We start from the raw sequence: 25973 nt of genomic DNA on the forward strand, positions 1-25973 counted from the left end.
CAGACTCGTACAGCCTGTACTAATACTAGCGTCGCACCTCTGACCTGTGATGGAGCTGTTGCAGTTGGTCAAGTACTACCTATTACAGGTCTGACAAGTAACACTTGGCAAGGCGGTGAAATTACAGGCGACACCATCACCTATAACATTGATGCTGCAAGTCCTAGCCCACTTGGGGGAGACCTGTATAACGTGGGTACGGTTACCGTAACACTGGGTGAGCCAGTGCCTCAAGATTCAGCAGAGTAATCTCTCTGTTGGCCAGTTTTCCTGGTCATAATGAAGGGTCGGCAGTGTTTGCCGGCCCTTTTTTAAGCTCACGCCACCTGCGCCACCTATGTGTTGAAATTGTCGAATACCATAAATGGAGGCCCATGCCTCAATTCTTAAACGCCCCTGACTCTGGCGATATATTCAGATGGCGTTTCTCCAAACCAGCGTTTGAAGCTACGCCTAAAGCTGGAAACGTCACTAAATCCCATCAAATGCCCGACGCTTTCAACAGACAAGCTGCTATCGCTCAGGTAGTTGGCGACTTGTTCTTTACTTAATTCGTCACGCAGGTTCTGGAATTTCGCTCCCTCCGAATTTAACTTTCGTGTAAGCGTGCGGGGGCTCGTATGCAGCTTTGCTGCTACTTCCCTTAAGGTCCAAATCCTGCCAGGGTTTTCAAGTATCAACTTTGTTACTGTCTCTTGAGTTGATAACACCGGCACTGTAGCTTCGCGGCCTTTGATGTCCTGTAATTGCTTTTCACAGATTGCCACTGCCTCTTGGTGCATATCTGGGTCGGCAACAGGAGATGGTGTGGACAAAATAGAGTTTGAAACGATAATTTCTGTTGTCGTTTGATTGAATGATATATCGTTACCGAAGTAGTTGTGGTACTTCTGCCAATAGTTTGGTTTTGAATAAGAAAATTTAACGTGCCCTTTGAACTGACCAGTACCGACGAAAGAAGTAATAGAAGAAAAGAGACCAATTAATGCTGTTTCCAGAATAAAAACGCGCAAATCATTCAGGTCAAAGGTTTCAGAAAAGCTCACCCTTAACCCCTCTGGGTGCTCATGGATGGAAACGTTAAAAAATTCTGCTCGGGTCTGGCTGTACTTGGCAAACAACATTAACGCCGCCCGAAGGTCGGGGGCACTAAAAGCTGCCACACCTAGCGGGCCGTGGGTTGATATATGTAACTGGGCTCCGACGGATAAGCCCAAATCTTCAAGCCTGGAGATAGCTTGTGCATTTCGATAGATTTGGGCCATTTCATTGAGGGGAATTGTGCCATCTAAGGCCATTAATGTTTTATAAGACACATTCGTGCCTGCAAAATAGGCTGCGCTGTTTTTTTCATTCAACCGTAAATGCCGAAATAGAATACGAGCATAACTGGAGGAAGGATGTTTATTATTTGCCATGTTTAGCCAACCCGGATATTGAGCCTAATGGTGTAGTCTCGAGCTAAAATCCCCGGCCTCAGTGTAAACCCAGGTGAGACAGTTTGTCACTATTTGTCCCCCTGTTGTCACTCTCTGTTCTGTTTGACGAAGGCAATTAGTCAAATAATAGCTATGTGACTAACGCTATTGTGAATGGACCAACCTTATGAGTGCGAAGCCTATCAACTGTGATCAAGCTGATGATCCTGAACGTTTTAAAGCGCTGACCCAGCGCCCAAAAATTGCCTGGCCTACTATCCTGCTGCTGGTAGCAGCCTATGGGCTATTTGGTGTCGCAACATTCGCCTACATAGAAGGTATATTGCCCTTGTTTTGGGCAATGTTGTTTAATGCCACGGCTTCTTATCTGTCTTTTGCCGTGGTTCATGAAGCAGCCCATCGCGCAGTAAGTAGCAATCTCCAATTAAACGACTGGCTCGGTAGAACCGGCATTTTGCTGCTTGAGCCAGCGCCATTGCTGCCGGTGTTTCGATGCGTGCATATGCAGCATCACCGGTTTACCAACGACCCGACAAAAGATCCTGATGCATACTTTGGTATTGGCCCGGCTTGGCTGCTTCCGTTTAAATGGATGATATTTGATGTGGTCTATTTCAAGTATTATTTAAAGCCTGAGGTGTTTCAGCAAAGACCAAAAAGCGAACGAGTAGAATTTTATTTGGCGACTCTTTTCGGGGCGTTGGTTATTTCTGCGTTCACCTTTGCGGGGTGGCTGGAATATTATCTGCTGCTTTTCTTTATCCCGACGCGAATAACCAAGTTCTTTATTATATGGGTGTTTGATTTCTTGCCCCACTATCCGCACCAGACACACGCTGCTGACGACCCTTTTCGCAGCACTTCCAATCGAGTTGGTTTGGAGTGGTTGTTAACCCCGTTATTCGTGTATCAGAATTATCATCTGGTGCATCATCTCTATCCCAGGGTTCCGTTTTATCGCTATATCAAAGTTTGGAACGCGAAGAAACATTATCACCTGTCGCAAAATCCCGCTATTGTCGATAATTTTTCACTGGATCCAGGAAAAGCAGATGACGGCGTAATTAGCGGGACGACTCGCTGATAGGATGTAGCGTAGCCAGAAGTTTTGTGGCATTAAAAAGCTTCAATCCTTTGGATTAAGTTGCGCGACCTTACAGTTAATCGGCCATGAGATAAGCCGTTTAACTTCAGAGCCTCCCCATATCGCTTCAATCTCACCAAGAGCAGCAAGCATTGCTTGTTCCGCACCGGCGCTACTGGCTTTCTTCATGGCTGACCAGGTGGCGATATAGCCTGCGAGGTCCTTAAATGACCAGTGTCTCTCGATTTTGAGGTTTGGGAAGGGTAATTCCGTAAACGGGAATGAAAGTGAAAGATAGTTATCTTCCACATGCCTGCGCTCTTTTGGCCAAAATCTGTGGATATCTTGCCAATAAAACTGTTCGAAACGCTGGGCGACTTCGCCGTCTTCGAGTAGCGGGACGCCGTAAGAAATAATGGCAAGGGTTGAGTTCGGTTTCGCAATGCGCTGGGCTTCTTTATAGAATCGATCAAGGTCAAACCAATGAGCTGCTTGAGCCACAGTTATCAAATCAGCGTATTGATCTTCAAGTCCTGTGTCATCAGCAAAAGCTTGCCTGTAGGTGATATTGTGACACTGTGTAGCGTGGTTCAGTTGGGACAAGCTCGAATCGAGAGCAATAACATGCTCAAAAGCTTCGGCTAATAAGCTTGAAAGCTGCCCCGTCCCGCAACCAATATCAACGGCAACCTTATGCTCGGTACAATGTTTTGATAGTGCCTGTACCAGGGTGCCTGGATAGGTTGGGCGACTGAGGGCGTAGCCCGCGCCGTCATTAGTAAATGGATTGTCTGGGGTGTTTTTGTATTCAGTATTCATGCCTCTAATATTAGCACTAATCTATTTCAAATATTTTATACAGAATTTCGAAAGGTCAGGTTGATTCTGGGCGTGCTGATTTTCTTTGTGGGGGGTAGCCGGTGTTGCCAAAATGTTTGCGTCGTACCCGCCATGACCAGGAGACTGCCATGCTCTAGTATCAATGACTGGGTTTGTTGTTTTTGTTGGTGCTGCCTGTGCTTATGCCGGAACGCAAACTTTCTTTCGGCGCCCAGGCTTAGCGATGCAATCGTTCCATGCTTTTTTAAATCCTTTTCTTCATCGCTGTGCCAGGCCATGCCTTCATCGCCATTATGGTAGAGATTTAACAGGCAGGAGTTAAAGGTTTCATCCAGATGGTGTTCAATCATACTTTTGAGTGCCAATAACTCTTTAGTCCAGGCTAATGCATGTTTGGTGGTTTTGGAATAGGTATATGCAAAGGGTTGGTCACCGTACCAGGCAACTTTGCGTCGGGTAATAATACGCTTGCCGTAAATCAGGGCCTGGTCATGTTCCCATTGGATATTGTCCATCAGTGCCGCGAAGTAGTGGTCGGCATCGTCAACCGGAATCAGAATACCGTGGTAGTAAGCCTGTCCGTCCTGGGGCAGTAAGTTTTCTGGTTGTTCTATGGATTGCCTGAATAAGTCCATGGTTATTGATCCCGCTTGCAGGCTTCCCAGCCAATCATTGCTGATTTACGAGTGCTGCCCCACATATAACCACCGGTCTGGCCACTGCTTTGTATCACTCGGTGGCACGGGATTAGAAATGCGATGGGGTTGCGGCCTATAGCTGTACCTACTGCCCTGGAGGCACTGGGCTGGTCGATATGGGTTGCGATACTTCCGTAAGTACTCAGTGTTCCCATAGGGATTTTCAATAGTGCCTGCCATACCTTGAGCTGAAACGGGGTGGCATTAAGATGCAGTTTAATAGGTTCTAACTCCTGCTTGTCTCGCCGAAAAATATTCAGGGCATTGTGTTGTAACGGGTCTTGAGCCTGGTGATATTGAGCTTTTGGGAAACGTTGCTTAAGATCTTCCAGGGCTTGCTGTTTATCTTCTTCAAACACCATATAACAGATTCCCTTTGCAGTGGAGGCAATCATCATGGCTCCAAAAGGGCTGTTGGCAAAACTATAATTAATGGTGAGATTTTCGCCACCTTTTTTAAACTCTCCGGGTGTCATCCCCTCAATAGTGACAAATAAATCATGCAGGCGACTCGGGCCAGAGAGCCCTGTACTATAGGCTGCGTCCAGTACCGATGACTGTTTTTCCCTGAGTTGCTGCTTGGCGTATTCCAGACTTAGGTACTGGGTAAATTTTTTTGGGCTTACCCCGGCCCACTCAGTAAATAATCGCTGAAAATGGAATGGGCTGATACCGGCAACGCTGGCGATTTCATCTAACGTGGGTTGGTTTTTAAAATGCGTCTTTATATAGTCTATTGCTACTGCAATACGCTGGTATGTCAGTGATACTTGTTCGACCATATGTCCTCCGCTGCTTGTCAGGATACAAGATTAACTTTTCTGGATCGATACTTTTTACTCGATAAGTGGTCACAGGATTTTATGCGGGTTACCAGATGGCTTCGACCCGATTATTGCTATTTCTTCAATAAGCCTGGAGTTGCAGGGTTCTGTCATTAAGAAAAAAGCGGCCGATGCCGTTGATAAAGAGAAGCTCAAAGAAGCTTTAATGGAGTGGTGTTACGTTAAAGCCCTTACTTGCAGGGTTGGCAATAGCTTAGGTCAACCGGGATCGTATTGCTTGAAATACCGCTAAGCCAATCGCAAGCAACGTTAAGGTCAATGCTGCGCCAGAAACCTCTGGTGTAGCCACCTGTTTGACTGAGATCCCATAAGCTGCCCAGCCAATCACTAATATATAGGCAATATCTTTTTTGATAATCAGCACGCTGGCCCCTGCCGTACCCGCAATAGCCAACTTCAATAAGGTCCAGTTAACAAAACTGAGACCGATATCATTGGCATCGAGGGCGGTTTGCAAAGCGCTGAAATTAGCAATGATTGCCACGCTGACCCAGGCCACATAAATACTAAACGGCAAGGTAATAGCCAGGCTTAGTGTTTCTTCAGAGTGTTGAATAGTGCGATAGACCTGAATCAGTGTTAGCAGTAGACCGATTATCAGCACAAAGGAAACCGCTATATATTCTAAATGCCAGGCGAACATCCATGCACTATTAAACAGGCAGCTAAGGATAAAGTATTTACCGATTATACTTAGCGTTTGGCTACTGCGTTTAGAGGGTAGTGCTTGAGCAATGGCGTAGATAAATAGCGCCCAATAAATAACGCCCCATATAGCAAAGGTAAAGCCGGCAGGTGTAAACAATGAACTATATTTGGCAGAGACCTGACCGGTAGTTTGCCCGCCAATGGGTAACCAGTTAGCAAGCCAGTTAACGGCAATAACCAGTAACAGCGCGATAACAACGCCGCCCCAATCGGTAAATTTTCTTTCCATGGTATTCATCCGGATATCTTATTTCCCCAGGCAGTGTTGGTAGGCTTTTACTGCTTCAGCCAAACCCATACTAATAGCATCTACTGTCATGGCGTGGCCAATAGAAACTTCTAATAGTTGGGGGATGGTAGCAAACAGCGTCAGGTTATCCAGATTTAAATCATGTCCTGCATTCAGGCCGATACCCACATCCAGTGCTTTTTCCCCGGCGCGATAAAATTGCTGAAAGACTTCATCAACCTGTTGGTTATTTTTGACGGCGTCGGCATAAGGGCCGGTGTATAGTTCAATACGGTCAGCCCCTACTTGTTTTGCCAGTTCGATTTGTTCCAGATCCGGGTCCATAAATAAGCTAACTCGAATGCCCAGCTTTTGTAGCTCTTGAATGATGGGGGCTAGTTGATCGCCACTTTGGGTTAAATCAAAGCCGTGGTCAGAAGTGAGTTGCTCATTGCTGTCTGGCACCAGTGTGCATTGGGCGGGCTTGATATCTTTGACTAAATCAATAAAACCCGGGTAGTCACTAACGCCAGTGCGGTCGCTTTTCATTGCCGGAGCAAAAGGGTTGCCTTCAATATTAAATTCAACGCTTAACATTTTGGCTAGATCATAACAGTCATCAACGCGGATATGACGTTGGTCAGGGCGGGGGTGAACGGTAATACCATCAGCACCCGCGTCAATGCACATTTGTGCATGTTTAGGCACACTGGGATAAGTGGTATCGCGAGAATTTCTAATCAGCGCAATTTTGTTAAGGTTAACACTAAGATCAGTTTGATTGGCTGTGTTCACAATATTTCCGCTGCTGGTAGGTTTTATTTAATGATTTCTACGCGTTCAATCAACACCGCTTCAACCGGTACATCGGCATAGTTACCCAGTCTCATGGTGGGTGTTTTTTCAATCGCTTTAACCACATATTGACCATCGGTCACAATCGCAAATACCGCATAGCCTGGCGTTCTACCTTTTTTATCCAGACTGGAATTCATTTTAGTATTGATAAAAAACTGCGAGGTAGCACTGTCTGGGTCATTGGTTCGCGCCATGGAAAGTGTCCAGCGGTCATTATATAAACCGTTGCCTGATTCATTGACGATAGGGGCTTTGGTATTTTTTCTCTGCATATCTTTGGTGAAGCCACCACCTTGAATCATAAAGCGTTTTATAACCCGGTGAAAAATTGTGTCGTTATAAAAACCGGACTCTGCATAGTCGATAAAGTTAGCTACGGTAATGGGTGCTTCTTTGGCATAGAGCTTTATCGTGATTGGGCCTTTGCTGGTGTGGATAATAGCAGTGGGGTTTTTTGCCGCCGGAGTGTTATCAGCAGAATAAGCTGGAACTGCGATAGCGCTAAAAAACACAAAATATAATAAGCAGATTGTTTTTTTCATCAAAAATTTTCTCATATTGTAAATTAATCGTCATTCCCGCGAAGGCGGGAATCCAGTGCTGTAGATTTCCGCCCTGGCGGAAATAACAGCATTAGCATGCAGTCTGGATTCCCGCCTTCGCGGGAATGACGTTGTTTTATTGATTAAGCCCAATCAGTGCTTTTCTTTGGCCATGCCCTTGGCACAATCAAAGTAATCATCACGCCAATTAATACCGCAAAGGCGCCATTGAGAAAGGCATCGTTTTCCTGGTTGTCATTTAAGCGCTGATTATCTGTAGACAGTACCTCCACCTCATTTTTTAACATCTGGTTTTCTTCCAGTAAACGCTGGTTGTCTTCATTCAGTTGAATGGCGCTGGCTGAGATGGCTTTAATATTTTCCAGTTCTTTACTGACCTGATTATTACTACTGGTTAAGTCGGTCAGTTTTTTCTGCGTGGTTGATTGCTTATTCATGATATCCGCTAGCTGTTTCTTTAGCGCGGCATTTTTGCTTTCCATACTTGCGATATTGTTTTGGGCGGCTTTATACATAGCTCGGCCAGAGGGGTTTGCGCTTAGTTCCTGGCTTTGAACCCAGCCCTCGGTGCCATTTCGAGTGCGCACCTGTGTGTAGCTGCCATCTTTGCTTTTGCTGATTTCGGTCAAAGTGGTGCCACTGACCAGATATCTAATGATGCGATACTCGTTACTTTGGCCGCTGCGCAGAGCCACAGTGAGTTGATCACTAACATAAAGGGTTTGGCTGTATGCCTGGCTGCTGGCTGCAATTAAAAGCAACATTAACACGATGTTTTTCACAGGGTTTTCCTTATGGTTGGTTGCCTGACAGTTATTGCGATTATGGGTTTTTCTTGTGTGATTGATGGTGGATTATAATCCACCCTACGTCTCATTAAAAATCTCTTCGGCTTTGAGATGGGTCAATTTCTGAATATGATGCAGTAAATAATAAAGCGCGGCCATAAGCACAATCGTGCTGGGCAGGGCAATAACAGGAAAGCTAAGGGCGGTCATTTTTCCTAGTTCTTCGGTAAATTCTACTGTGCCGGGTTCACTCACCAGAATCACTTTGGCAAGAATATAGTTAAGCACTGATGACAGAAAGAAGGAGCCGGCTACCATATAAGAAGCGTTAGCCAGCTTATGCTCAAACTCCGTTTCGGTATTATTGGCTTCCAGTGCTGCCTTCACCTTACCAATTTGTAATATCTGGTCATTAAACAGGAAGGTTTTTACCAGCGGGTATTTGGTGCGCACCGAAAAGAGTGTGGCCAATCCAAAGCAGGCAGGAATGGCCGCTTCTTTGATTGCTATATATTGCGGGTCCAATTGCAGCAGGCTAATGCCGCCTGTTAGTACAACACTGAGAATACCCAGGGCTGAAAAGAAATTGGCCTTATGGTTTTCCAGGTAGTCCTTGGCGCCGTAAATAATCGGAAAGCTTAAGGCCACCACAATACTGTAAACCGGTCCCAGATAATCCTCTGAGCTTAACTTGGTCATAATCAGGGTGGGGATAATAATATTGAAGGCCAGGTTGGCTAGCATACTGGGTTTCTTTTGCGATTTTTGTGCTTGCTCGGTGGTCACTGACTAAAGGGCTCCTGACTATTTGGGTCTATCAATTATAAAGGAGGCAAATAATGCCACAAATTGCGTTACTATGTTGCCCACTGTTTCCCTGATTGGGGATTTATTCGCTTGTTGCCAGGTATTCCCCCGTGAATGTAGATTTTCATAGTCATACAACCGCATCCGATGGTGCTTTAAGCCCAATGGATTTGTTGTTGCGCGCTAAAGAGCGGGGTGTAGATTTGATGGCCATCACCGACCACGATACTGTGGACGGTTATCGGTCTGTGTGCGACCGATGGCAGGATTCCTCACTGCGTTTGATTGCCGGTGTTGAGCTGTCCTGTTTATGGAGTCGGCGCCTGATTCATGTGGTGGGTATCAATATCGGTATTGATAACCCTGAATTGCAGGCTGGACTGGAGTTTTTGCAACAAGCTCGGTTGGAACGCGCCAGACTGATAGGAGAAAAGCTGGCCAGGCTAGGCTTTGAAGGGGGCTATGCCTATGCCGCCCAATTAGCCGGCAAAGGCCAGATTGGGCGCCCGCATTTTGCTAAATTCCTGGTGGAGCATGGCCATGTTAGCTCCGAGGCAGAGGCTTTTAAGCGGTATTTAGGGGCGGGCAAAATAGGGGATGTAAAATCCAGCTGGCCAGAGATGGCCAGGGTCATCCAGTGGATTACCGCCAGTGGCGGTGTGGCGGTATTGGCTCACCCCTTACACTATAAAATGACAGCGACTAAACTGCGGGCCTTGCTAACCGATTTTAAAGCGCAGGGCGGCGGTGCTGTTGAGGTGGTTAGCGGTAAGCAGGCTAAAGATCGCACCCAGTATCTGGCCCAATTAGCCGAGCAGTTTGAGCTGATGGCGTCTAAAGGTAGTGATTTCCATCGACCGGGTATGCCGTGGAATGAGTTGGGGCAGGCAGGGGAGTTACCCGGGAATTGCCAGCCGATATGGGCTTTATTTCAATAAACATCGTCATTCAATAAACATCGTCATTCCCGCGAAGGCGGGAATCCAGTGCTGTCAATTTCCGCTTTTGCGGAAATAACAGTATAAGGATGCAGGCTGGATTCCCGCCTTCGCGGGAATGACGTTCATTAGCGGGAGTGACAGGAAGTCGTTTTTAGTGAGTAACTTATGAGCCAGTTTTTCCAGATCCACCCCGATAACCCGCAGGCGCGCCTAATTAATCAGGCAGTAGATATTATTCGTCGAGGCGGGGTAGTGGTCTATCCAACCGATTCCGGCTATGCCCTGGGCTGCCATTTGGGCGATAAAAAAGCCATGGAGACCATCCGCCGTATTCGCCAGCTGGATACCAGGCACAACTTCACCCTGATTTGCCGGGATTTATCAGAGTTGGGTAACTATGCCCGGGTCGATAACAGTGCTTACCGCCTGCTCAAAAATCATACGCCAGGCCCCTATACCTTTATCCTGAAGGCGACCAGTGAAGTCCCCAAACGCCTAATGCACCCCAAGCGCAAAACCATTGGTCTAAGGGTGCCGGAGAACAACATTACCCGCGATCTATTGGCAGGCCTGAATGAGCCGATGATGAGCGTCACCATGATGCTGCCCGGGGATGATTTGCCCATGACTGACCCCTATGAGATTCGCCAAACCTTAGAACATGAGTTAGATCTGGTGATTGACGGCGGCTATTGCGGTATGGAGCCCACTTCGGTGATTGATTTGGTGGAAGATACCCCGGAGATTATCCGCCGCGGACAGGGTGACGTTAGCTATTTTGAGGTGGATTAATCGATCTGGCCACTGTGATCATTTAAGCATTGCCTATATAATGGCTGCCATTGAAATATTACCCTTTAGCCCAACAACCCAAGCAGTGAGATAATAATAAATCCGTGGACGACGAGCTAGTATTAGACAAGGCCCCGCAAGACCAGGCTTCTGCCCCTGAAGAGGCTGTGCTTGTTGATGCCGTGGCAGAGGCCGTGCAACCTTCACCGGGCTTGAAAGAGCTACGCAGCGGTGGTTCACAGCAGGGTGAGATGCCCTTTGCCGTGGTTCAGGGCGAAGCGGTTACCGAGATTCCCCAGGATTTATATATCCCCCCCGATGCGTTGGAAGTTTTTCTGGATGCCTTTGAGGGCCCGTTGGATTTACTGCTCTACCTGATCAAGCGCCAGAATATCGATATTCTTGAAATCAATGTATCCAATATCACCCATCAATATATGCAATATGTTGGGCTGATGGATTCCATGCAGTTTGAGCTGGCGGCGGAATACCTGTTAATGGCAGCCATGTTGGCTGAAATTAAGTCCCGGATGTTACTGCCCCGCTCAGCGGACGCCGAAGAAGATGAAGAAGATCCGCGGGCACAGTTGATTCGCCGCTTGCAGGAGTACGAGCGCTTTAAGCAGGCCGCAGAAGATATTGACGAGATGCCCCGCTTGGGTCGCGAGATCTATGAAGCCAGCGCCGCACCACCGGATATTAAGAAAGAACGTCCTGAGCCGGTGGTCGAAATGAAAGAAATCTTATTGGCTCTGGGTGAAGTACTGCGCCGCGCCGATATGTATGAAAGTCACCAGGTACACAAAGAAAAACTGTCTACCCGTGAGCGTATGTCGCAGGTATTGACGATGATATCGGATAATTCCTTTACGCCTTTTGTTTCCCTGTTTACCGTTGAAGAAGGTCGCCTCGGTGTTGTAGTCACTTTCCTGGCGGTGATGGAATTAATTAAAGAATCACTGGTTGAAATTGTTCAGTCAGAACCCTTTGGCCCCATTCACGTAAAAGCAAGATCATCATGAGTATCGATAGCAAACAATTACAAAATATTCTGGAAGGTGCTTTATTGGCTTCGGCAAAACCTTTGACCGTGACACAGCTGGCAGAGTTATTTGATGAAGATAGTGAAGAGCGTCCGGCCAATGATGTGATTCGTGCAGCGCTGGAAGATATTCAGCACGACTGTGAAGGTCGCGGTTTTGAATTAAAAGAAGTTAACAGTGGCTTTCGTTTCCAGGTGGTACAAACTGTCGCCCCTTGGGTTGGCCGTTTATGGGAAGAAAAACCCCAGAAATATTCTCGCGCCCTGTTAGAAACCTTGGCCTTGATTGCTTACCGCCAGCCTATTACCCGCGGTGATATTGAAGATATTCGCGGTGTTGCTGTCAGCTCCAATATTATTAAAACTCTTTTAGAGCGCGAGTGGGTTCGTGTTGTTGGCCATAAAGATGTGCCGGGTCGCCCTGCGATGTATGCAACAACTCGCCGTTTCCTGGATTACTTTAATCTTAAAAACCTGGAAGACTTGCCAACGCTGGCTGAAATTCGTGACCTGGATACCATGAATGAAGAGTTAGCCCTTGAGGGTGTTGATACACCAGACGCTGAACAGGTAGCTGCGGGTGTTGAAGATAACACCGATACTGATACCGATACCAATACTGAGGCCGAGGCCGAAGATCAGGTTGACGTAGCCAGCACCGAAGACGATATCACCGCTTAATTGCCATTCTATTTCTCTTATTGAAAAGCCTATTGTTATGACTGATGCTCCTGTTGGCGAAAAACTGCAAAAAATTCTCGCACAGGCGGGGGTTGGCTCACGCCGTGAAATGGAAAAGGTCATTGCTGCTGGCCGTGTCCAGGTCAATGGCAAAGTAGCCCGTCTGGGTGACCGTGCCGGCCGCCGCGATAAAATTTCAGTGGATGGTCATTTAGTGAAGGTGGCCGATGAAAATGTAGGCCGTGTATTGGTCTACAACAAACCCGAAGGTGAAATTTGCTCGCGCAATGACCCTGAAGGTCGCAAGACGGTTTTTGACCGTCTGCCCAAAGTTAAAGATGGTCGCTGGATTGCGGTGGGTCGCCTCGATTTTAATACCACCGGCTTATTGCTGTTTACCACTGACGGTGAATTGGCCAATGCCCTGATGCATCCTTCCTCAGAAATTGATCGCGAGTACTTATGCCGAGTGTTAGGCAGTGTAGATGAAGCCATGCTGCAGCGTATGCTGGACGGTATTCTACTCGATGACGGCGTTGCCAAATTTACTGATATCGTTGATGGTGGCGGCGAAGGTGCTAACCGTTGGTTCTATGTCGCCTTAATGGAAGGTCGCAACCGTGAAGTACGTCGCTTATGGGAATCACAGGACGTTCAGGTCAGCCGCTTAAAGCGGGTGCGTTTTGGTAAAGTTTTTTTGCCGCCTAAGCTCAAGCAGGGGCAATGGGAAGAAATGAATTATAAGGATATGCAGGAGTTATATAAAATGGTGTCTATGGAAGCACCAAAGCCAGTAAAAATTCTGCCCAAGGAGTTGGAAAGTATGGAGCGAATGCAGCGTAAAAACCGTGGCATTAAACGGCCTACCCGAGGTCGCGGCTAAGCGAGTGGCTATTCGGCCTGCGGATTAACCCTTAATCATAACTACGCGATTTCTACCTTCATGCTTGGCTTGATAAAGTGCCTTGTCTGCACGGCTAAATAGAGTGGTCATGTCATCTTCTTCAACCAGGCTGGCTGCACCGACACTAACCGTAACGCTCAACGAATTATCTTCAAAGGTCGTCGTCATATTTTCAATATACTGACGAATGCGTTCTGCAACAACGGTAGAGCCATGGGCTTCGGTATGATTAAGTATCAATACAAATTCTTCACCGCCAAAACGGTAGGCGCGATAGGCTGCATCCGTTTCACGACAGCATTGTGACAAAATTTGGGCGACATCTTTAAGTACATAGTCACCGGCAGTATGGCCGTAGTTATCATTGATGGCTTTAAATTTATCAATATCGACAACTAGTACAGACAAGGCCTGATTGTGGCGTTTAGCTAGGGCTACTTCACGCTCAAGCGTCTTCTCCAGTGCCATGCGATTGCCGGAACCTGTCAATGGATCACGCAATGCACTTTGTACCGCTTCACGGTACATCAGTGAATTGCGGATAGGGCAAATCAGGCAGCCGACCAGCATTTCCAGTAGTTGTAATTCCTTTTCACTAAAGCGCTTACTACGACTAAATTTCACTTCTCCCAACGAGTCTTTGTTGGTGACCAAATTGTAGTGGCAGTTGTGGCGGGCGCTGATACCCAGCTCTACATTAGATGTGTGTTTGCTGTTGCGGTAGGTCAGGCTATCAATACCCAGACTGCGCTGCATTTCATTGAAAAATAATTGTAAAACTTGCGGCAACTCCAGCGTGGTTTGCAGGATATTGCTTAGCTGCAGGCGTAATTCTGCGTACTGTTCAACACGGATTACATCGGTGCGCTCCCTACCGCTGTGTGTTTTTGAAGTGGGGAAGGCAATAGTGTTTGAACTCTGTACTGTGGTTACCATAACTTAATGGCCTCAATGCTTTGCTATAAGTAATCCAGGGGCAGATAAGTTAAAACTCACTGGCAATGGTTTTCAAAAAGGTTTTCAAAACGGTTTTCAAAACGATAATTAGCGAAAACTATGCCATAAATCATGATTTATTCTTAAGTCACTGATAAGTATTATAAAAAAATAGTAAAGGGAGGTTTGTTTATTGCCATATAGGGTAAAAGCGACAATGCAGGATTATCGGTAGTCAAATTTCTGCCGCCTTCTTTATTCTTGTTTTTGTGTGTAGCTGTCCGGGGTAAAAACCTTCTAGGTGTAGTGTTGGTGGTTTTTGTGGTTAGGGGCGCCAAGGTATTAGGTGGGGGTTTGTGCATCCAGCGCCTGGCCGTTAACCCCCTGACTATCCGGCCCCATCAAATACAAATACAGCGGCATAATATCTTCAGGTAGAGGGTTAACCGATGGATCTTCGGCTGGGTAGGCGGTTTGGCGCATGCCGGTATTGGTCGCCCCTGGGTTAAGGGAGTTAACACGAATATTACTGGTGTTGGCTAGCTCGTCCGCCAGTGTTTCCATTAAACCTTCCACCGCAAATTTTGAGACAGCATAAGGCCCCCAATAGGCTCGGCCTTTGCGGCCAACGCCGGAGGAAGTAAATATAATGGAGGCATCAGGGGATTTTTCCAGCAAGGGTAGCAATGCCTGGGTCATCATAAAAGTCGCATTGGTATTGACTTGCATCACCTCCAGCCACTCTTCACTATCAGTTTGGGCAATAGGTTTACGGTCACCCAGAATACTGGCGTTATGCAGCAAGCCGTCAAGCTGGCCAAACTCTTGCTCCAGTGTGTCATGCATATCGCGGTAATCCTTCATTACCGCACCGCCTAAATGAATCGGGTAGATGGCCGCCTGGGGATAACCGGCGTTCTCAATTTCGTCATAGACCGATTCCAGTTTCTCAATGGTTTTGCCTGCCAGAATTACCGTTGCGCCGTGGGCGGCAAAAGTGATCGCTGCGCAGCGGCCAATACCGTCGCCGGCGCCGGTCACTAAAATAGTGCGACCCTTTAGCAGGTTGTCAGGGGCTTGATATAAGTGCGGTGCAGACATGGTGAGTACCGTTATCGATTAGCAGAAAAGTGTCTTATTAATACAGGCTGGATTTCATCGGCGTGGTTGACATAAAAGTCCGCCTGCCAATGTTCGGCGGGGTCTTGTGGGTCTATATAACCGTAGTTAACCGCGATGGTTTTCATCCTGGCGTTTTTGCCCGCATCAATATCGCGGCGATGGTCACCGACATACAGTGTTTGTTGAACATCGCAACCAATTTGCTTGCAGGCTAACAGCATAGGCTCGGGGTCTGGTTTGGTGTTGGTAACATCATCCGGGCAGACCATGGCGCTGCAGCGTTCGCTGATTAACAGATCCGTGAGAATTGGTTCGGCATAGAGGCGGGGCTTATTGGTGACTATGCCCCAGGGGATATTATGGTTTTCCAGCCAGAGTAATAGCTCGTGAATACCCGGGAAAAGCGCGGTTTCTACGGATAAGTGCTGGCCGTATAAATCCAGCAACTCCAATCGCAGTGCTTCAAAACTGTCGTCACCTTCCTGTAAATCAAAGGCCAGACTGACCAGGGCTCTTGCGCCGTGGGAAACGGTCTCGCGAATAGCGGCATAGGGTAATTCAGCCTTACCATGGTTGGCTAACAACTGGTTAACCACGACAGCAAAATCCGGAGCGGTATCGATCAAGGTACCATCAAGGTCAAAGAGAACCGCTTGCAGGGTGATGGGTGATGTCATAAATAGAATGCTTTGTCAGGCTGGCTTATGGGTGTGTACCAGATAGTTAACCGCTACATCATCCTTATTAAGGCGATACTGTTTGGTAATGGGGTTATAGGTCATGCCGGTCATATCCTGCATCTCCAGGCCGGCTTCGCGAACCCAGTGGCCCAGCTCCGAGGGTTTAATAAATTTATCGTAATCGTGTGTGCCCTTGGGCAGCAGCTTTAATACATACTCGGCACCAATAATGCCAAACAGGTAAGACTTGGGATTGCGGTTAAGGGTAGAAAAATACACATGGCCGCCGGGGCGTACCAATTCAGAACAGGCCTTAATCACCGAGCCGGGGTCAGGTACATGCTCAAGCATTTCCAGGCAGGTGACAATGTCGTATTGGCCTGCTTCCTGTTCGGCTAAATCTTCCGCCGTGATTTGGCGGTAGTTTACCGTCACGCCTGATTCCAGTTGATGCAGTTTGGCCACGGATAAAGGCGCTTCGCCCATATCAATACCATTTACGGTAGCTCCTCGTTGCGCCATCGCCTCACATAAAATACCGCCGCCGCAGCCTACATCCAGCAAGTTTTTGCCGGCAACCGCTGAGTGCAGGTCAATATAATTGGCCCGTAGTGGATTGATTTCATGCAGAGGTTTGAATTCACTGTTCTTGTCCCACCAGCGGCTGGCCAGTGCTTCAAATTTGGCGATTTCAGAAGGGTCTACATTCGCTGAGTTTGTCACTAATCGTTACCTTTTTAAAAGCTACTTTTTAATAATCAGTGCTTGGTGTTTGTCGTGTTGCTGATTTTATCACGCCAGCCCTGGGCTTTGGCGGCAATTTCCGGAATATCAAGATTGGCGGGCTGTCGGTCGGCCAAGACCTGTTGGCCGTGTACCCAGCTATGGGTGACATGATGCCCGCAGGCGGTATAAACCAATTGTGAAACAGGGTCATACAACGGCTGCAGCTCAATCGCACTAAAATCAATGGCAATAATATCGGCTTGCTTGCCCACTTCCAGTGTTCCCAGTTTGCTATCTATAGACAAGGCCTTCGCGCCACCCAGTGTTGCCGCTTCTAAAGCCTGCCAGTCGCTAAGTGCGGAGGCATCTTTGGAGACGGCTTTGGCCAGCAGGGCAGCAGCACGCATTTCGGCAAACATATCCAGGCTGTTATTGCTGGCTGCGCCATCGGTGCCCAGGGCAATGGTAATACCTTCATCGGCCAGGACTTTAACCGGGCAAAAGCCGCTGGCAAGCTTCAGGTTTGACTGCGGGCAGTGCACCACCGAGGCACCGCTGGCTTTAACGATGGCAATATCTTCATCGGTTAATGCGGTCATATGCACCAGCTGAGTCTTTGGTCCCAGAATACCAAGGTCATTCAGGCGGCTAATAGGGCGCTGGCCGTGCAGCTTAAGGTCATCATCCACTTCTTGCTGGGTTTCGTGTACATGAATATGAATGCTGATATCCAGCTCGGCGGCTAACATGCTGACTTTCTGTAAGCCTTCATCGCTAACGGTATAGGGGGCGTGGGGGCCAAACACCACATCCACCAGTTCGCTATGCTTAAAGTCATCGCGCACGGCCAGACCTTTTTCAATATAGTCGTTCGGGTCTTGCCCCCAAATGGTCGGGAAGTTAAACACAGGGAAGGTAATTTGCGCCCGTATACCCGCCTCGCTGGCGACTTTGGCCACCACATTGGGGAAAAAATACATATCACTAAAGGTGGTAGTCCCGGAGCGCAGCATCTCAGCCACAGCCAGCTGGGTGCCGTCGCGCACAAACTCTTCACTTACCCATTGCCCCTCGGCGGGCCAGATAAATTCCTCCAACCAGGTTTGCAGTGGCTGGTCATCGGCCATGCCGCGAAACAGGCTCATGGCGGCATGGCCATGGGCATTAATCAGTCCGGGGGTTAGCACATGTTCCGGTAGATCAATACCGTAATTGGCATCAAATCGCGCCATAGCTTCGTCTTTGGGCAGGATGGCGATAATGTTGCCGCCGTCTATCGCAATACTGTGATTTTCCAGCACGGTTTTGGCGGGCCTAATGGGGATAATCCAGCGGGCGGTGATTAAAGTATCGATCGATTGGGGTGTTTGATGGCTCATAGAAATGGGGAAAATGTGTCCGTATTTTTGTGTGCTGGCGAGTATAACCGGATTCCCCGACAATTGCCCTTTTCCTGTAGAGCGCTGACTTGAAAAAGAGTGGATTTAAGGGCGATTTAAACAGCTTTTAGCTGTCGATATGACATTGATTTATGGTATGATTTTGCCCTTGTCCAGATAGAAGTTTCAGCAGGAAAGTTACAGCTAATAAGAACAAATAAACGCCGTAAAACTGATCAAATTCAAAATAATTAGGAATGCCATTCTCTATGGGTGAATCAACCGATATTGCAAACAATGAAATCCTTCCGGTTAACATCGAAGACGAACTAAAACAGTCGTATCTCGATTATTCCATGAGCGTTATTGTCGGGCGAGCCTTGCCCGATGTGCGTGATGGTCTGAAGCCGGTACACCGTCGTGTGTTATTCGCCATGAGCGAGCTTAACAATGACTGGAACAAGGGCTACAAGAAATCGGCTCGTGTGGTTGGTGATGTGATTGGTAAATATCACCCACACGGTGATTCAGCGGTGTACGAAACCATCGTTCGTATGGCCCAGCCCTTTTCGCTGCGCTATATGCTGGTAGACGGGCAGGGTAACTTCGGTTCGGTTGATGGTGACTCCGCCGCAGCCATGCGATATACCGAAATCCGTATGCGCAAAATTGCCCACGAAATTCTGGCAGATCTCGATAAAGAAACCGTGGACTGGGTGCCTAACTATGATGGCACTGAGCAAATCCCCGCGGTAATGCCCACTAAAATTCCTAACCTGCTGGTTAATGGTTCTTCCGGTATCGCGGTAGGTATGGCGACCAATATTCCGCCACACAACCTTAATGAAGTGGTGACGGGCTGTTTGGCCCTGATCGACAATCCGGATATCACCATTGATGAACTGATGGAACATATCCCCGGTCCTGATTTCCCAACCGCCGCCATTATCAATGGTCGCGCCGGTATTGTGCAGGCTTACCGCACCGGTAAAGGCCGTATCTATATCCGCGCCAGAGCGGAAGTAATCAGCAACGAAAAAACCAATAAAGACACCATTATCATTAGCGAAATTCCTTACCAGGTAAACAAGGCTCGCTTGATTGAAAAGATTGCCGACCTGGTTAAAGAGAAAAAGATTGAAGGCATTGCCGAGCTACGCGATGAGTCTGATAAAGACGGTATGCGTATTGTTATCGAAATGAAGCGCAATGAAATGGGCGATGTTTGCCTCAACAACCTCTACGCACAAACCCAGCTGGAAAATGTGTTCGGCATTAATATTGTTGCCTTGGTAGATGGTCAGCCGCGCATCCTGAACCTGAAAGAACTGCTGGAGTACTTTGTACTTCACCGTCGTGAAGTCGTGACACGCCGTACGGTTTACCTATTAAGAAAAGCCCGCGAGCGTGGTCATATTCTTGAAGGTTTGGCGGTTGCAATTTCCAATATCGACGAAATGATCGAGCTGATTAAATCCTCCGATACTACCGCAGAAGCCAAAGAGAAATTATCGGCCCGTAGCTGGGAGCCGGGCGAAGTGATGGGCATGTTAGAACGCGCTGGCGCAGGTGATCTGCAAGCAGCGGCTTCTCGCCCGGAAGATCTGGCAGAAGGCTTTGGTTTTATCGACGGTAAATACAGTCTGTCACCGGTTCAGGTTCAAGCCATCCTCGATATGCGCTTGCAGAAACTAACCGGCCTTGAGCATGAAAAACTGCTGAAGGAATACCAGGAAAAACTCGACGAGATTACTGAGTACCTAAGCATTCTTGCGGATGCTGTGAAATTGATGGGTATTATTCGCGAAGAGTTGCAACTGGTTGTCGATGAATATGGTGATGAGCGTCGCTCTGAAATTATTGAGTCCCTGCGCGATATTACCGAAGAAGACCTCATTACCGAAGAAGATCGAGTTGTCACAATCTCCAACGGTGGTTATGCCAAGACCCAAGCTTTGAGTGATTACCAAGCGCAGCGTCGAGGTGGTATGGGTAAATCGGCAACGGCAGTAAAAGATGAAGATTTTGTAGAGCACCTGATTATTGCCAGTACCCACGATACCATTTTGTGTTTCTCCAATGTCGGTAAAGTGTATTGGTTAAAAGTTTTCCATATTCCCCTGGCTGGCCGTAATGCCCGAGGTCGCCCAATGGTGAACTTATTGCCGCTGGAAGAGGGTGAGCGTATCACCTCGATTATGCCAGTGAGTGAATACACCGAAGGCCACTATATCTTTATGGCCACCGCTAACGGTACCGTTAAGAAAACAGCCTTAACCGATTTTTCCCGCCAGCGTAGCGTAGGTTTACGTGCCCTTGAACTGGAAGAAGGCGATGTACTGATTGGTACCGAAGTCACCACCGGTGATTGCGATGTGATGCTATTTAGCTCTGCCGGTAAAGCGGTTCGCTTTAATGAAAACGATGTTCGCGCCATGGGCCGTACCGCCAAAGGTGTTCGCGGTATCCGCCTTGAAGAAGGCCAGAAAATGATTTCATTGATTGTGCCTAAAGACGGTGGCCGTATGTTATCGGTATCCGTTAACGGCTACGGTAAGCGTACCGAATTTACCGAGTTTGCCACCAAAGGCCGTGGTAACAAAGGTATGATTTTTATGCAGGCTTCTGAGCGTAACGGCGATATTGTTGGTGCGGTTCAGGTGTTTGACGGCGATGAATTAATGATGATTTCTGATCAGGGTACGATGGTGCGTACTCGCACTGATGAGATTTCAGTATTAGGCCGCAATACTCAAGGTGTCCGCGTGATTCGCTTGAAAGAAGGCGAACATGTTGTGGGCGTTGAGCGTATTGATGAGCCCGATGAGGCACCTGTTGTTGAGAATACTGAAGGTGATGCTCCAGAAGAATAAAGCCTGCGCTTTATTTCAGTAAAAGTTCCAGCTACGTCAGGCCCCTCTTGCAGAGATCTCAGGCCTGACGTTCTGTTTTAAAATGAGGTTGAGTTGATGTCCCGTAAATATAATTTTTGTGCAGGCCCCGCTGCATTACCTGAAGCTGTGTTACAACAAGCGGCTGCTGAACTGATTGATTATCAGGGCGCCGGTTTATCCATTATGGAAATGAGCCACCGCTCACCGGAAATTGTGGCGATCGCTGAAAAGGCCGAAGCCGATTTTCGTGAGCTATTAGATATTTCTGATGATTACGCCGTTTTATTTTTACAAGGTGGAGCCAGCACACAGTTTGCTTCTGTACCCTTAAACCTGTTGGGTGATAAAACCACTGCAGATTATGTTAATACCGGGCAGTGGTCTAAAAAAGCGATCAAAGAAGCGAAACGATTTGCTGATATTAATGTGGTGGCTAGCTCTGAAGATACCAACTTCACGACTATTCCAGCTTTTGAAAGTTGGCAGCTCAATAAAGATGCCGCCTACTTGCACTACACCCCTAACGAAACTATTGGCGGTGTTGAGTTTATGTGGACACCGCAAGTGGATGTGCCAATAGTGGCGGATATGTCTTCAACCATTCTGTCGCGCCCTATTGATGTCAATCAGTTTGGTGTGATCTATGCCGGTGCGCAAAAAAATATCGGCCCGGCGGGTCTAACCATTGCCATTGTTCGCAAGGATTTACTAGGCAAGGCCACTGCCCACTGCCCAGCTATGCTGGATTATAAAACGGCCGCTGAAAACGACTCTATGTACAATACGCCACCCACCTATGGTATATATTTAGCCGGTTTGGTTTTTCAGTGGTTAAAAGATCAAGGCGGTCTGGCCGCGATTGAAGCAGTTAACCGTCGCAAAGCGGATAAATTGTATAACTTTATTGATACCAGCGACTTTTACGCCAACCCGGTTGAAGTGGCCAGTCGTTCATTAATGAATGTACCCTTTACCCTGGCTAATTCCGATTTGGATAAGCAGTTTTTGGCAGAATCTGAAGAAGCCGGTATGCTAAACCTTAAAGGTCACCGCAGTGTGGGTGGTATGCGCGCGAGTATTTACAACGCCGTACCTGAAGCCGCTGTGGATGCCTTGATCGACTTTATGAAAGATTTCGAATCAAAAGCCTAACACCAAGAGTCTAACACCAAGAGCTTAGCCGCTATGTCAGATAAACAGGATCTGGACCAACTGCGTAAAGAGATCGACTCGATCGACAAGCAGATTCATCAACTCCTTAATCAGCGCGCTGAGTGTGCCGAGCGCGTGGCAGAAACCAAGCTGCAAGCCTTTAGCGCTGAGAATGGTGGGGGTGATTTATCCAAGGTGCTGTTTTATCGCCCCGAGCGGGAAGCGCAAGTTTTACGCAATGTGATCGATCGCAACAAAGGCCCGCTAGAGGGTAAAACTGTTGCGCGTATTTTTCGTGAAATTATGTCGGCGTGTTTGGCCTTGGAAAAACCTATGGAGGTGGCTTACTTTGGCCCCGAGGGTACCTTCACCCAGGCAGCTACCATTAAGCATTTCGGCCAGTCTGTTATTAGTTTGCCGCAATCCAGCATTGCCAATGTGTTTTCACAGGTTGAATCAGGCCAGTGTCATTATGGTGTCGTGCCGGTAGAAAATTCCACTGAAGGTATGGTCAGCCATACCCTCGATAATTTTATGGATTCGCCATTAAAGATTTGTGGTGAAGTTGAACTGCGTATCCAGTTGCACCTGTTGGCTAATGAAACGGCCAGCCCTGACACCATCAAAACCATCTGCGCCCATGCGCAGGCCTTGGCGCAGGCGCGTAACTGGTTGGATAACAATTGGCCCGGTATTGACCGTATTGCCGTAGCAAGCAATGCCGAAGCGGCAAAAATGGCTAAGGCCGATCCATCAATAGCAGCCGTCGCCGGTGATATTGCCGCCGAGCAATATGGTTTGATGAAACTTGCCAAAAACATTGAAGACTTTGCCAATAACACAACTCGCTTCTTAATTATTGGTACCCAGGAAGTTGCCCCTAGTGGTAGTGATAAAACCTCGCTGATTGTTGAAGCCAACAATAAGCCCGGCGCCTTGTTAAAACTGTTAGAGCCTTTTCAAAGTTCAGGGGTTAGCTTAACGCGTATTGATACCCGCCCATCGCGGACAGATACCTGGGCCTATGTCTTTTTTATTGAGTTTGAAGGGCATAAAGATGATCAGGTAATTGCTGATATCCTTGAAGGTCTGGGCGACCACTCCCGCGTATTAAAAGTATTGGGTTCCTACCCCAAGGCCGTACTGTAGTTTAAATGTAGTTCTTATAGGTAACATCATGTCCAAAGATAAAAAGTTTAGCTACCAGGTGCAGGAAGAAGAGGGTACCTGGAAGGCAGATATTATCAGAAAGGTATCGGCCAGAAAGACCACTGTCAGTAAAACCCAAAGCGGTTTTGCCTCAGAGCAAGAAGCCACAGCTTGGGCGGATGCCGAGTTGCAAACTTTTATGAAGCAGTTGGGCGAGCGCAATAAACGACGCGATAAAAAGCGCGACTAAATCTCCACCACCCCGTCGTTCCCGCGAAGGCGGGAATGACGGGGTGGTGGTGGATTAGGAGATATTCCCAGTAACACGAACGCGTTTAGAACCCGCTGCAGGCTTCTCTTTTAGAGCATTCTGGCGTTGCTTGATTTGGCTATCAATCAGATTTTTTACCGCAATAATAAGGCCAGTAAAAATAAATGCACCGGGCGGCAAGATCGCCAGCAGAAACTGTTTGTAATCAGAAAAGACCACGACCTTCCAGCTGGCGGCAGCTTCGCCAAATAATAAATCCATATTATTGAAGAGGGCGCCAGTGCCAATCAGTTCGCGCATACCACCCAATATAATCAAAATAACCGCAAAGCCCAGCCCCATAATAAACCCGTCATACATGGCGGGCAGCAGAGAGTTTTTAGAGGCGTAGGCATCGGCGCGACCCAGGATAACGCAGTTAGTCGTTATCAATGGTAGAAAAATACCCAGAATCTGGAACAGCTCATAAGTATAAGCCTGCATCAGCAATTCGATACAGGTGACTGCCGCCGCAATAATCATAACAAAGGCGGGCAGGCGAATGGCATCGGATACAATGCCGCGAATTAAAGAGACACAGGAGTTAGAAATAATTAATACCAGCATGGTGGCCAACGCCATACCGATGGCATTGATAACGGTGCCGGTAACGGCTAGCAGTGGGCATAGGCCTAACAGTTGAACGATGGCGGGATTATTTTTCCACAAACCATTTAGAGAGAGTTCTTTATAACTTACCTCACTCATAGTTACTGCCCCTCGGTATGTATTGGCTGCTTAAGAATATCGTGTTGCTGTTGATTAAAATATTGCAGTGTTTGTAAAACGGTTTGGGTAACGGCGCGGGGGGTAATGGTTGCCCCGGTAAATTGATCAAAGACGCCTTTGTCTTTTTTTACTTTCCAAAGGTCAACGCCAGGGTTGAGCAGTGACTTATTTATAAAGCCGTCAATCCATGTGCTTTTCTTACGATCAATGGCATCTCCCAAGCCCGGTGTTTCACGGTGGGATAAAACCCTTACACCGGCAATCGTGCCATCGACATTAATTCCAATAATCATATCAATATCGCCGGTATAACCTTCTCTGGCAGTGGCGGGGAAAATAACCCCAACCGCAGCACCGTCCTGGCGGGCAATATAATATTTCTTTTCCGAGCGCAGTCCTAACATCTCGCTGTCGCTAATGCCGTGGGCATCTTCCAGCATGGAGTTGTTATGGCGTGACTTGGGAATAATTTCCAGCAGTGCCCGTTCTTCCGCCATACGAATATTTTTACGAATCGTATCTTGCGAGCCAAGGTAAGTACCAGCAATGATGGCCGTACTTAAAATGGCAAAGAAACCCAGCAGCAGGGAATTACGACCTATCGATTCACCTAGCATTATTCGTCTCCGCTCTTATGGGCCGGCTCGTGGCCGTAGGTTCTTGGCTGCGTGTAATAATCCACTAAGGGAGCAGCAAAGTTCATCAGCAATACAGCGAAGGCAATGGCATCAGGGTAGTTACCCCAAACACGAATTAAATAAAGTAGTACGCCAATCAGGGCGCCATAAATTATTTTTCCCATAACAGAAACCGCGGAGGTGACTGGGTCGGTAACAATAAAGAAAGCGCCAAACATAGTCGCGCCACTTAATAAATGAAACAGGGGAGAGCCACCGGAAGCGGAGCTGCCGCCATCATAAAATAACGCTGATATTAAGGTTAAGGACGCCAGCATGCTAATAGGCGCATGCCAGGTAAAGATTCGTTGTGATAATAAGAATAAGCCACCGGCCAGGAAGCCAAGGTTAGCCCATTCCCAACCCAAACCACCCCATTGCCCAAACACGGGAGATTGCTGCCACAGGTCTTCAATTAATAGGGAATTATTTTGCTTCAGGATATCTAGCGGCGTTGCCATGGTGATGCCGTCAACGGCAAAAGCTGCAATAGCTTCACGGCCCGCAAATAAAACACTGATTGCATCCGCAAGGCCTGGCATTTCACCGCTAAAGGCCTGGCGAGGCGCTGCCCATGTGGTCATTTCCACCGGGAAAGAAATCAATAATACAACGTAGCCCACCATCGCCGGGTTAAACGGGTTATAACCCATACCACCATAAAGATGCTTGGCAATTAAAATGGCAAAGCCAACCCCCACCGCAATTAACCACCAGGGGGAGTAGGCGGGCATAGCAACAGCCAGTAATACCGCAGTAACCAGTGCGCTGTAATCACCCAGATAAAAGCCTAACGGTCTTTTGCGTAAAGTCAGCGCCAGGGCTTCGGCAGCCAAAGCCACCCCAGAGGCGAATACAATATTGACCAATACACCCCAACCAAAATGCCAGTTTAATGCCAGCACTCCGGGTATGGTGGCCAGCAACACTAACTGCATAACCCGCGCTGTATTTAGCGGGCCAGTTGCGTGGGGCGATGTGACTTTAAACAGTGCCATAG

At 47.7% G+C, this 25973-nt stretch carries 27 protein-coding genes; 10 read left to right on the plus strand and 17 right to left on the minus strand.

Annotation, left to right across the window (positions count from 1 at the left end; translation table 11 throughout):
* Window positions 1-386: 386 nt before the first annotated feature.
* Window positions 387-1418 carry an AraC family transcriptional regulator gene (locus tag P8H32_RS06440; RefSeq protein WP_297292243.1) on the minus strand — a complete coding sequence of 344 codons (1032 nt, stop codon included), beginning with the start codon at window positions 1416-1418 and terminating at the stop codon, window positions 387-389.
* Window positions 1419-1605: 187 nt separating this feature from the next.
* On the opposite strand from P8H32_RS06440, the gene P8H32_RS06445 reads away from it, so the two are divergent.
* Entirely contained in the window at window positions 1606-2523 is a 918-nt protein-coding gene (locus tag P8H32_RS06445) for a fatty acid desaturase (protein ID WP_301088802.1), read from the plus strand.
* Window positions 2524-2565: 42 nt separating this feature from the next.
* Here P8H32_RS06445 and P8H32_RS06450 read toward each other — a convergent pair whose 3' ends face one another.
* From P8H32_RS06450 to P8H32_RS06485, 8 genes are all read right to left on the minus strand, one after another.
* Window positions 2566-3342, minus strand: coding sequence for a class I SAM-dependent methyltransferase (locus P8H32_RS06450; protein WP_301088804.1), 777 nt, complete (start codon window positions 3340-3342; stop codon window positions 2566-2568).
* A 35-nt stretch (window positions 3343-3377) separates the two neighbouring features.
* On the minus strand, window positions 3378-3998 hold the full coding sequence (locus P8H32_RS06455) for an alpha-ketoglutarate-dependent dioxygenase AlkB (RefSeq protein ID WP_301088805.1): 621 nt from the start codon (window positions 3996-3998) through the stop codon (window positions 3378-3380).
* A 2-nt stretch (window positions 3999-4000) separates the two neighbouring features.
* Window positions 4001-4843, minus strand: a complete 843-nt coding sequence (locus P8H32_RS06460) for a methylated-DNA--[protein]-cysteine S-methyltransferase (RefSeq protein ID WP_297292247.1) — start codon at window positions 4841-4843, stop codon at window positions 4001-4003.
* 256 nt (window positions 4844-5099) lie between these two features.
* A complete protein-coding gene (locus P8H32_RS06465) occupies window positions 5100-5843 on the minus strand; it encodes a hypothetical protein (protein WP_297292248.1) in 744 nt (247 codons plus the stop codon).
* 18 nt (window positions 5844-5861) lie between these two features.
* Window positions 5862-6638 carry a pyridoxine 5'-phosphate synthase gene (locus P8H32_RS06470; RefSeq protein ID WP_297292249.1) on the minus strand — a complete coding sequence of 259 codons (777 nt, stop codon included), beginning with the start codon at window positions 6636-6638 and terminating at the stop codon, window positions 5862-5864.
* Between the two features lie 23 nt (window positions 6639-6661).
* Window positions 6662-7243: a peptidylprolyl isomerase gene (locus tag P8H32_RS06475; RefSeq protein WP_301088809.1), complete on the minus strand. Its 582-nt coding sequence runs from the start codon at window positions 7241-7243 to the stop codon at window positions 6662-6664.
* 143 nt (window positions 7244-7386) lie between these two features.
* The gene (locus tag P8H32_RS06480; protein WP_297291917.1) at window positions 7387-8046 is read right to left on the minus strand and encodes a TIGR04211 family SH3 domain-containing protein; all 660 of its coding nucleotides are present in this window, start codon (window positions 8044-8046) and stop codon (window positions 7387-7389) included.
* Window positions 8047-8130: 84 nt separating this feature from the next.
* The gene (locus P8H32_RS06485) at window positions 8131-8796 is read right to left on the minus strand and encodes a VC0807 family protein (RefSeq protein WP_301088831.1); all 666 of its coding nucleotides are present in this window, start codon (window positions 8794-8796) and stop codon (window positions 8131-8133) included.
* 173 nt (window positions 8797-8969) lie between these two features.
* On the opposite strand from P8H32_RS06485, the gene P8H32_RS06490 reads away from it, so the two are divergent.
* The 5 genes from P8H32_RS06490 to rluB all read left to right on the plus strand — a co-directional run bounded on the left by P8H32_RS06490 (window position 8970) and on the right by rluB (window position 13198).
* Window positions 8970-9797 carry a PHP domain-containing protein gene (locus tag P8H32_RS06490; RefSeq protein WP_301088810.1) on the plus strand — a complete coding sequence of 276 codons (828 nt, stop codon included), beginning with the start codon at window positions 8970-8972 and terminating at the stop codon, window positions 9795-9797.
* Between the two features lie 168 nt (window positions 9798-9965).
* Window positions 9966-10592: an L-threonylcarbamoyladenylate synthase gene (locus P8H32_RS06495; RefSeq protein ID WP_297291919.1), complete on the plus strand. Its 627-nt coding sequence runs from the start codon at window positions 9966-9968 to the stop codon at window positions 10590-10592.
* Window positions 10593-10786: 194 nt separating this feature from the next.
* Window positions 10787-11614: a ScpA family protein gene (locus tag P8H32_RS06500; RefSeq protein ID WP_297291941.1), complete on the plus strand. Its 828-nt coding sequence runs from the start codon at window positions 10787-10789 to the stop codon at window positions 11612-11614.
* Window positions 11611-12315 carry an SMC-Scp complex subunit ScpB gene (gene scpB, locus P8H32_RS06505; RefSeq protein ID WP_301088812.1) on the plus strand — a complete coding sequence of 235 codons (705 nt, stop codon included), beginning with the start codon at window positions 11611-11613 and terminating at the stop codon, window positions 12313-12315. The genes P8H32_RS06500 and scpB overlap by 4 nt, the downstream gene beginning before the upstream one ends.
* 37 nt (window positions 12316-12352) lie before the next feature.
* Window positions 12353-13198 (plus strand): 23S rRNA pseudouridine(2605) synthase RluB, encoded by an 846-nt coding sequence (rluB, locus tag P8H32_RS06510; RefSeq protein WP_297291921.1) that lies wholly within the window; start codon window positions 12353-12355, stop codon window positions 13196-13198.
* Window positions 13199-13222: 24 nt separating this feature from the next.
* On the opposite strand, the gene P8H32_RS06515 is transcribed toward rluB, so the two are convergent.
* The 5 genes from P8H32_RS06515 to P8H32_RS06535 all read right to left on the minus strand — a co-directional run bounded on the left by P8H32_RS06515 (window position 13223) and on the right by P8H32_RS06535 (window position 18062).
* Window positions 13223-14155: a GGDEF domain-containing protein gene (locus P8H32_RS06515; protein ID WP_301088816.1), complete on the minus strand. Its 933-nt coding sequence runs from the start codon at window positions 14153-14155 to the stop codon at window positions 13223-13225.
* A 342-nt stretch (window positions 14156-14497) separates the two neighbouring features.
* Window positions 14498-15256, minus strand: a complete 759-nt coding sequence (locus P8H32_RS06520; protein WP_297291923.1) for a YciK family oxidoreductase — start codon at window positions 15254-15256, stop codon at window positions 14498-14500.
* An 11-nt stretch (window positions 15257-15267) separates the two neighbouring features.
* A complete protein-coding gene (locus tag P8H32_RS06525) occupies window positions 15268-15954 on the minus strand; it encodes an HAD-IA family hydrolase (RefSeq protein ID WP_301088817.1) in 687 nt (228 codons plus the stop codon).
* Window positions 15955-15969: 15 nt separating this feature from the next.
* Window positions 15970-16680 carry a bifunctional 2-polyprenyl-6-hydroxyphenol methylase/3-demethylubiquinol 3-O-methyltransferase UbiG gene (gene ubiG, locus P8H32_RS06530; protein WP_297291925.1) on the minus strand — a complete coding sequence of 237 codons (711 nt, stop codon included), beginning with the start codon at window positions 16678-16680 and terminating at the stop codon, window positions 15970-15972.
* Between the two features lie 35 nt (window positions 16681-16715).
* Window positions 16716-18062, minus strand: coding sequence for a TRZ/ATZ family hydrolase (locus P8H32_RS06535; protein WP_297291942.1), 1347 nt, complete (start codon window positions 18060-18062; stop codon window positions 16716-16718).
* 269 nt (window positions 18063-18331) lie between these two features.
* On the opposite strand from P8H32_RS06535, the gene gyrA reads away from it, so the two are divergent.
* The 4 genes from gyrA (at window position 18332) to P8H32_RS06555 (ending at window position 23507) form a co-directional block, all read left to right on the plus strand.
* Window positions 18332-20935 (plus strand): DNA gyrase subunit A, encoded by a 2604-nt coding sequence (gyrA, locus tag P8H32_RS06540; RefSeq protein WP_297291926.1) that lies wholly within the window; start codon window positions 18332-18334, stop codon window positions 20933-20935.
* A gap of 96 nt (window positions 20936-21031) precedes the next feature.
* On the plus strand, window positions 21032-22108 hold the full coding sequence (gene serC, locus P8H32_RS06545) for a 3-phosphoserine/phosphohydroxythreonine transaminase (RefSeq protein ID WP_301088819.1): 1077 nt from the start codon (window positions 21032-21034) through the stop codon (window positions 22106-22108).
* Window positions 22109-22141: 33 nt separating this feature from the next.
* Window positions 22142-23257: a prephenate dehydratase gene (pheA, locus tag P8H32_RS06550; protein WP_297291928.1), complete on the plus strand. Its 1116-nt coding sequence runs from the start codon at window positions 22142-22144 to the stop codon at window positions 23255-23257.
* A gap of 28 nt (window positions 23258-23285) precedes the next feature.
* On the plus strand, window positions 23286-23507 hold the full coding sequence (locus P8H32_RS06555) for a DUF3622 domain-containing protein (protein WP_301088820.1): 222 nt from the start codon (window positions 23286-23288) through the stop codon (window positions 23505-23507).
* Between the two features lie 54 nt (window positions 23508-23561).
* Here P8H32_RS06555 and P8H32_RS06560 read toward each other — a convergent pair whose 3' ends face one another.
* The 3 genes from P8H32_RS06560 to rsxD are packed head-to-tail and all read right to left on the minus strand — an operon-like array spanning window position 23562 to window position 25971.
* Window positions 23562-24275, minus strand: coding sequence for an electron transport complex subunit E (locus tag P8H32_RS06560; RefSeq protein WP_297291930.1), 714 nt, complete (start codon window positions 24273-24275; stop codon window positions 23562-23564).
* Window positions 24276-24277: 2 nt separating this feature from the next.
* The gene (gene rsxG / locus P8H32_RS06565) at window positions 24278-24913 is read right to left on the minus strand and encodes an electron transport complex subunit RsxG (RefSeq protein ID WP_301088821.1); all 636 of its coding nucleotides are present in this window, start codon (window positions 24911-24913) and stop codon (window positions 24278-24280) included.
* Entirely contained in the window at window positions 24913-25971 is a 1059-nt protein-coding gene (gene rsxD, locus P8H32_RS06570; RefSeq protein ID WP_297291932.1) for an electron transport complex subunit RsxD, read from the minus strand. Before rsxD ends, rsxG begins: the two co-directional genes overlap by 1 nt.
* Window positions 25972-25973 lie beyond the last annotated feature (2 nt).

The organism is Oceanicoccus sp. (assembly GCF_029238675.1).
Classification (GTDB): Bacteria; Pseudomonadota; Gammaproteobacteria; order Pseudomonadales; family Dasaniaceae; genus Oceanicoccus.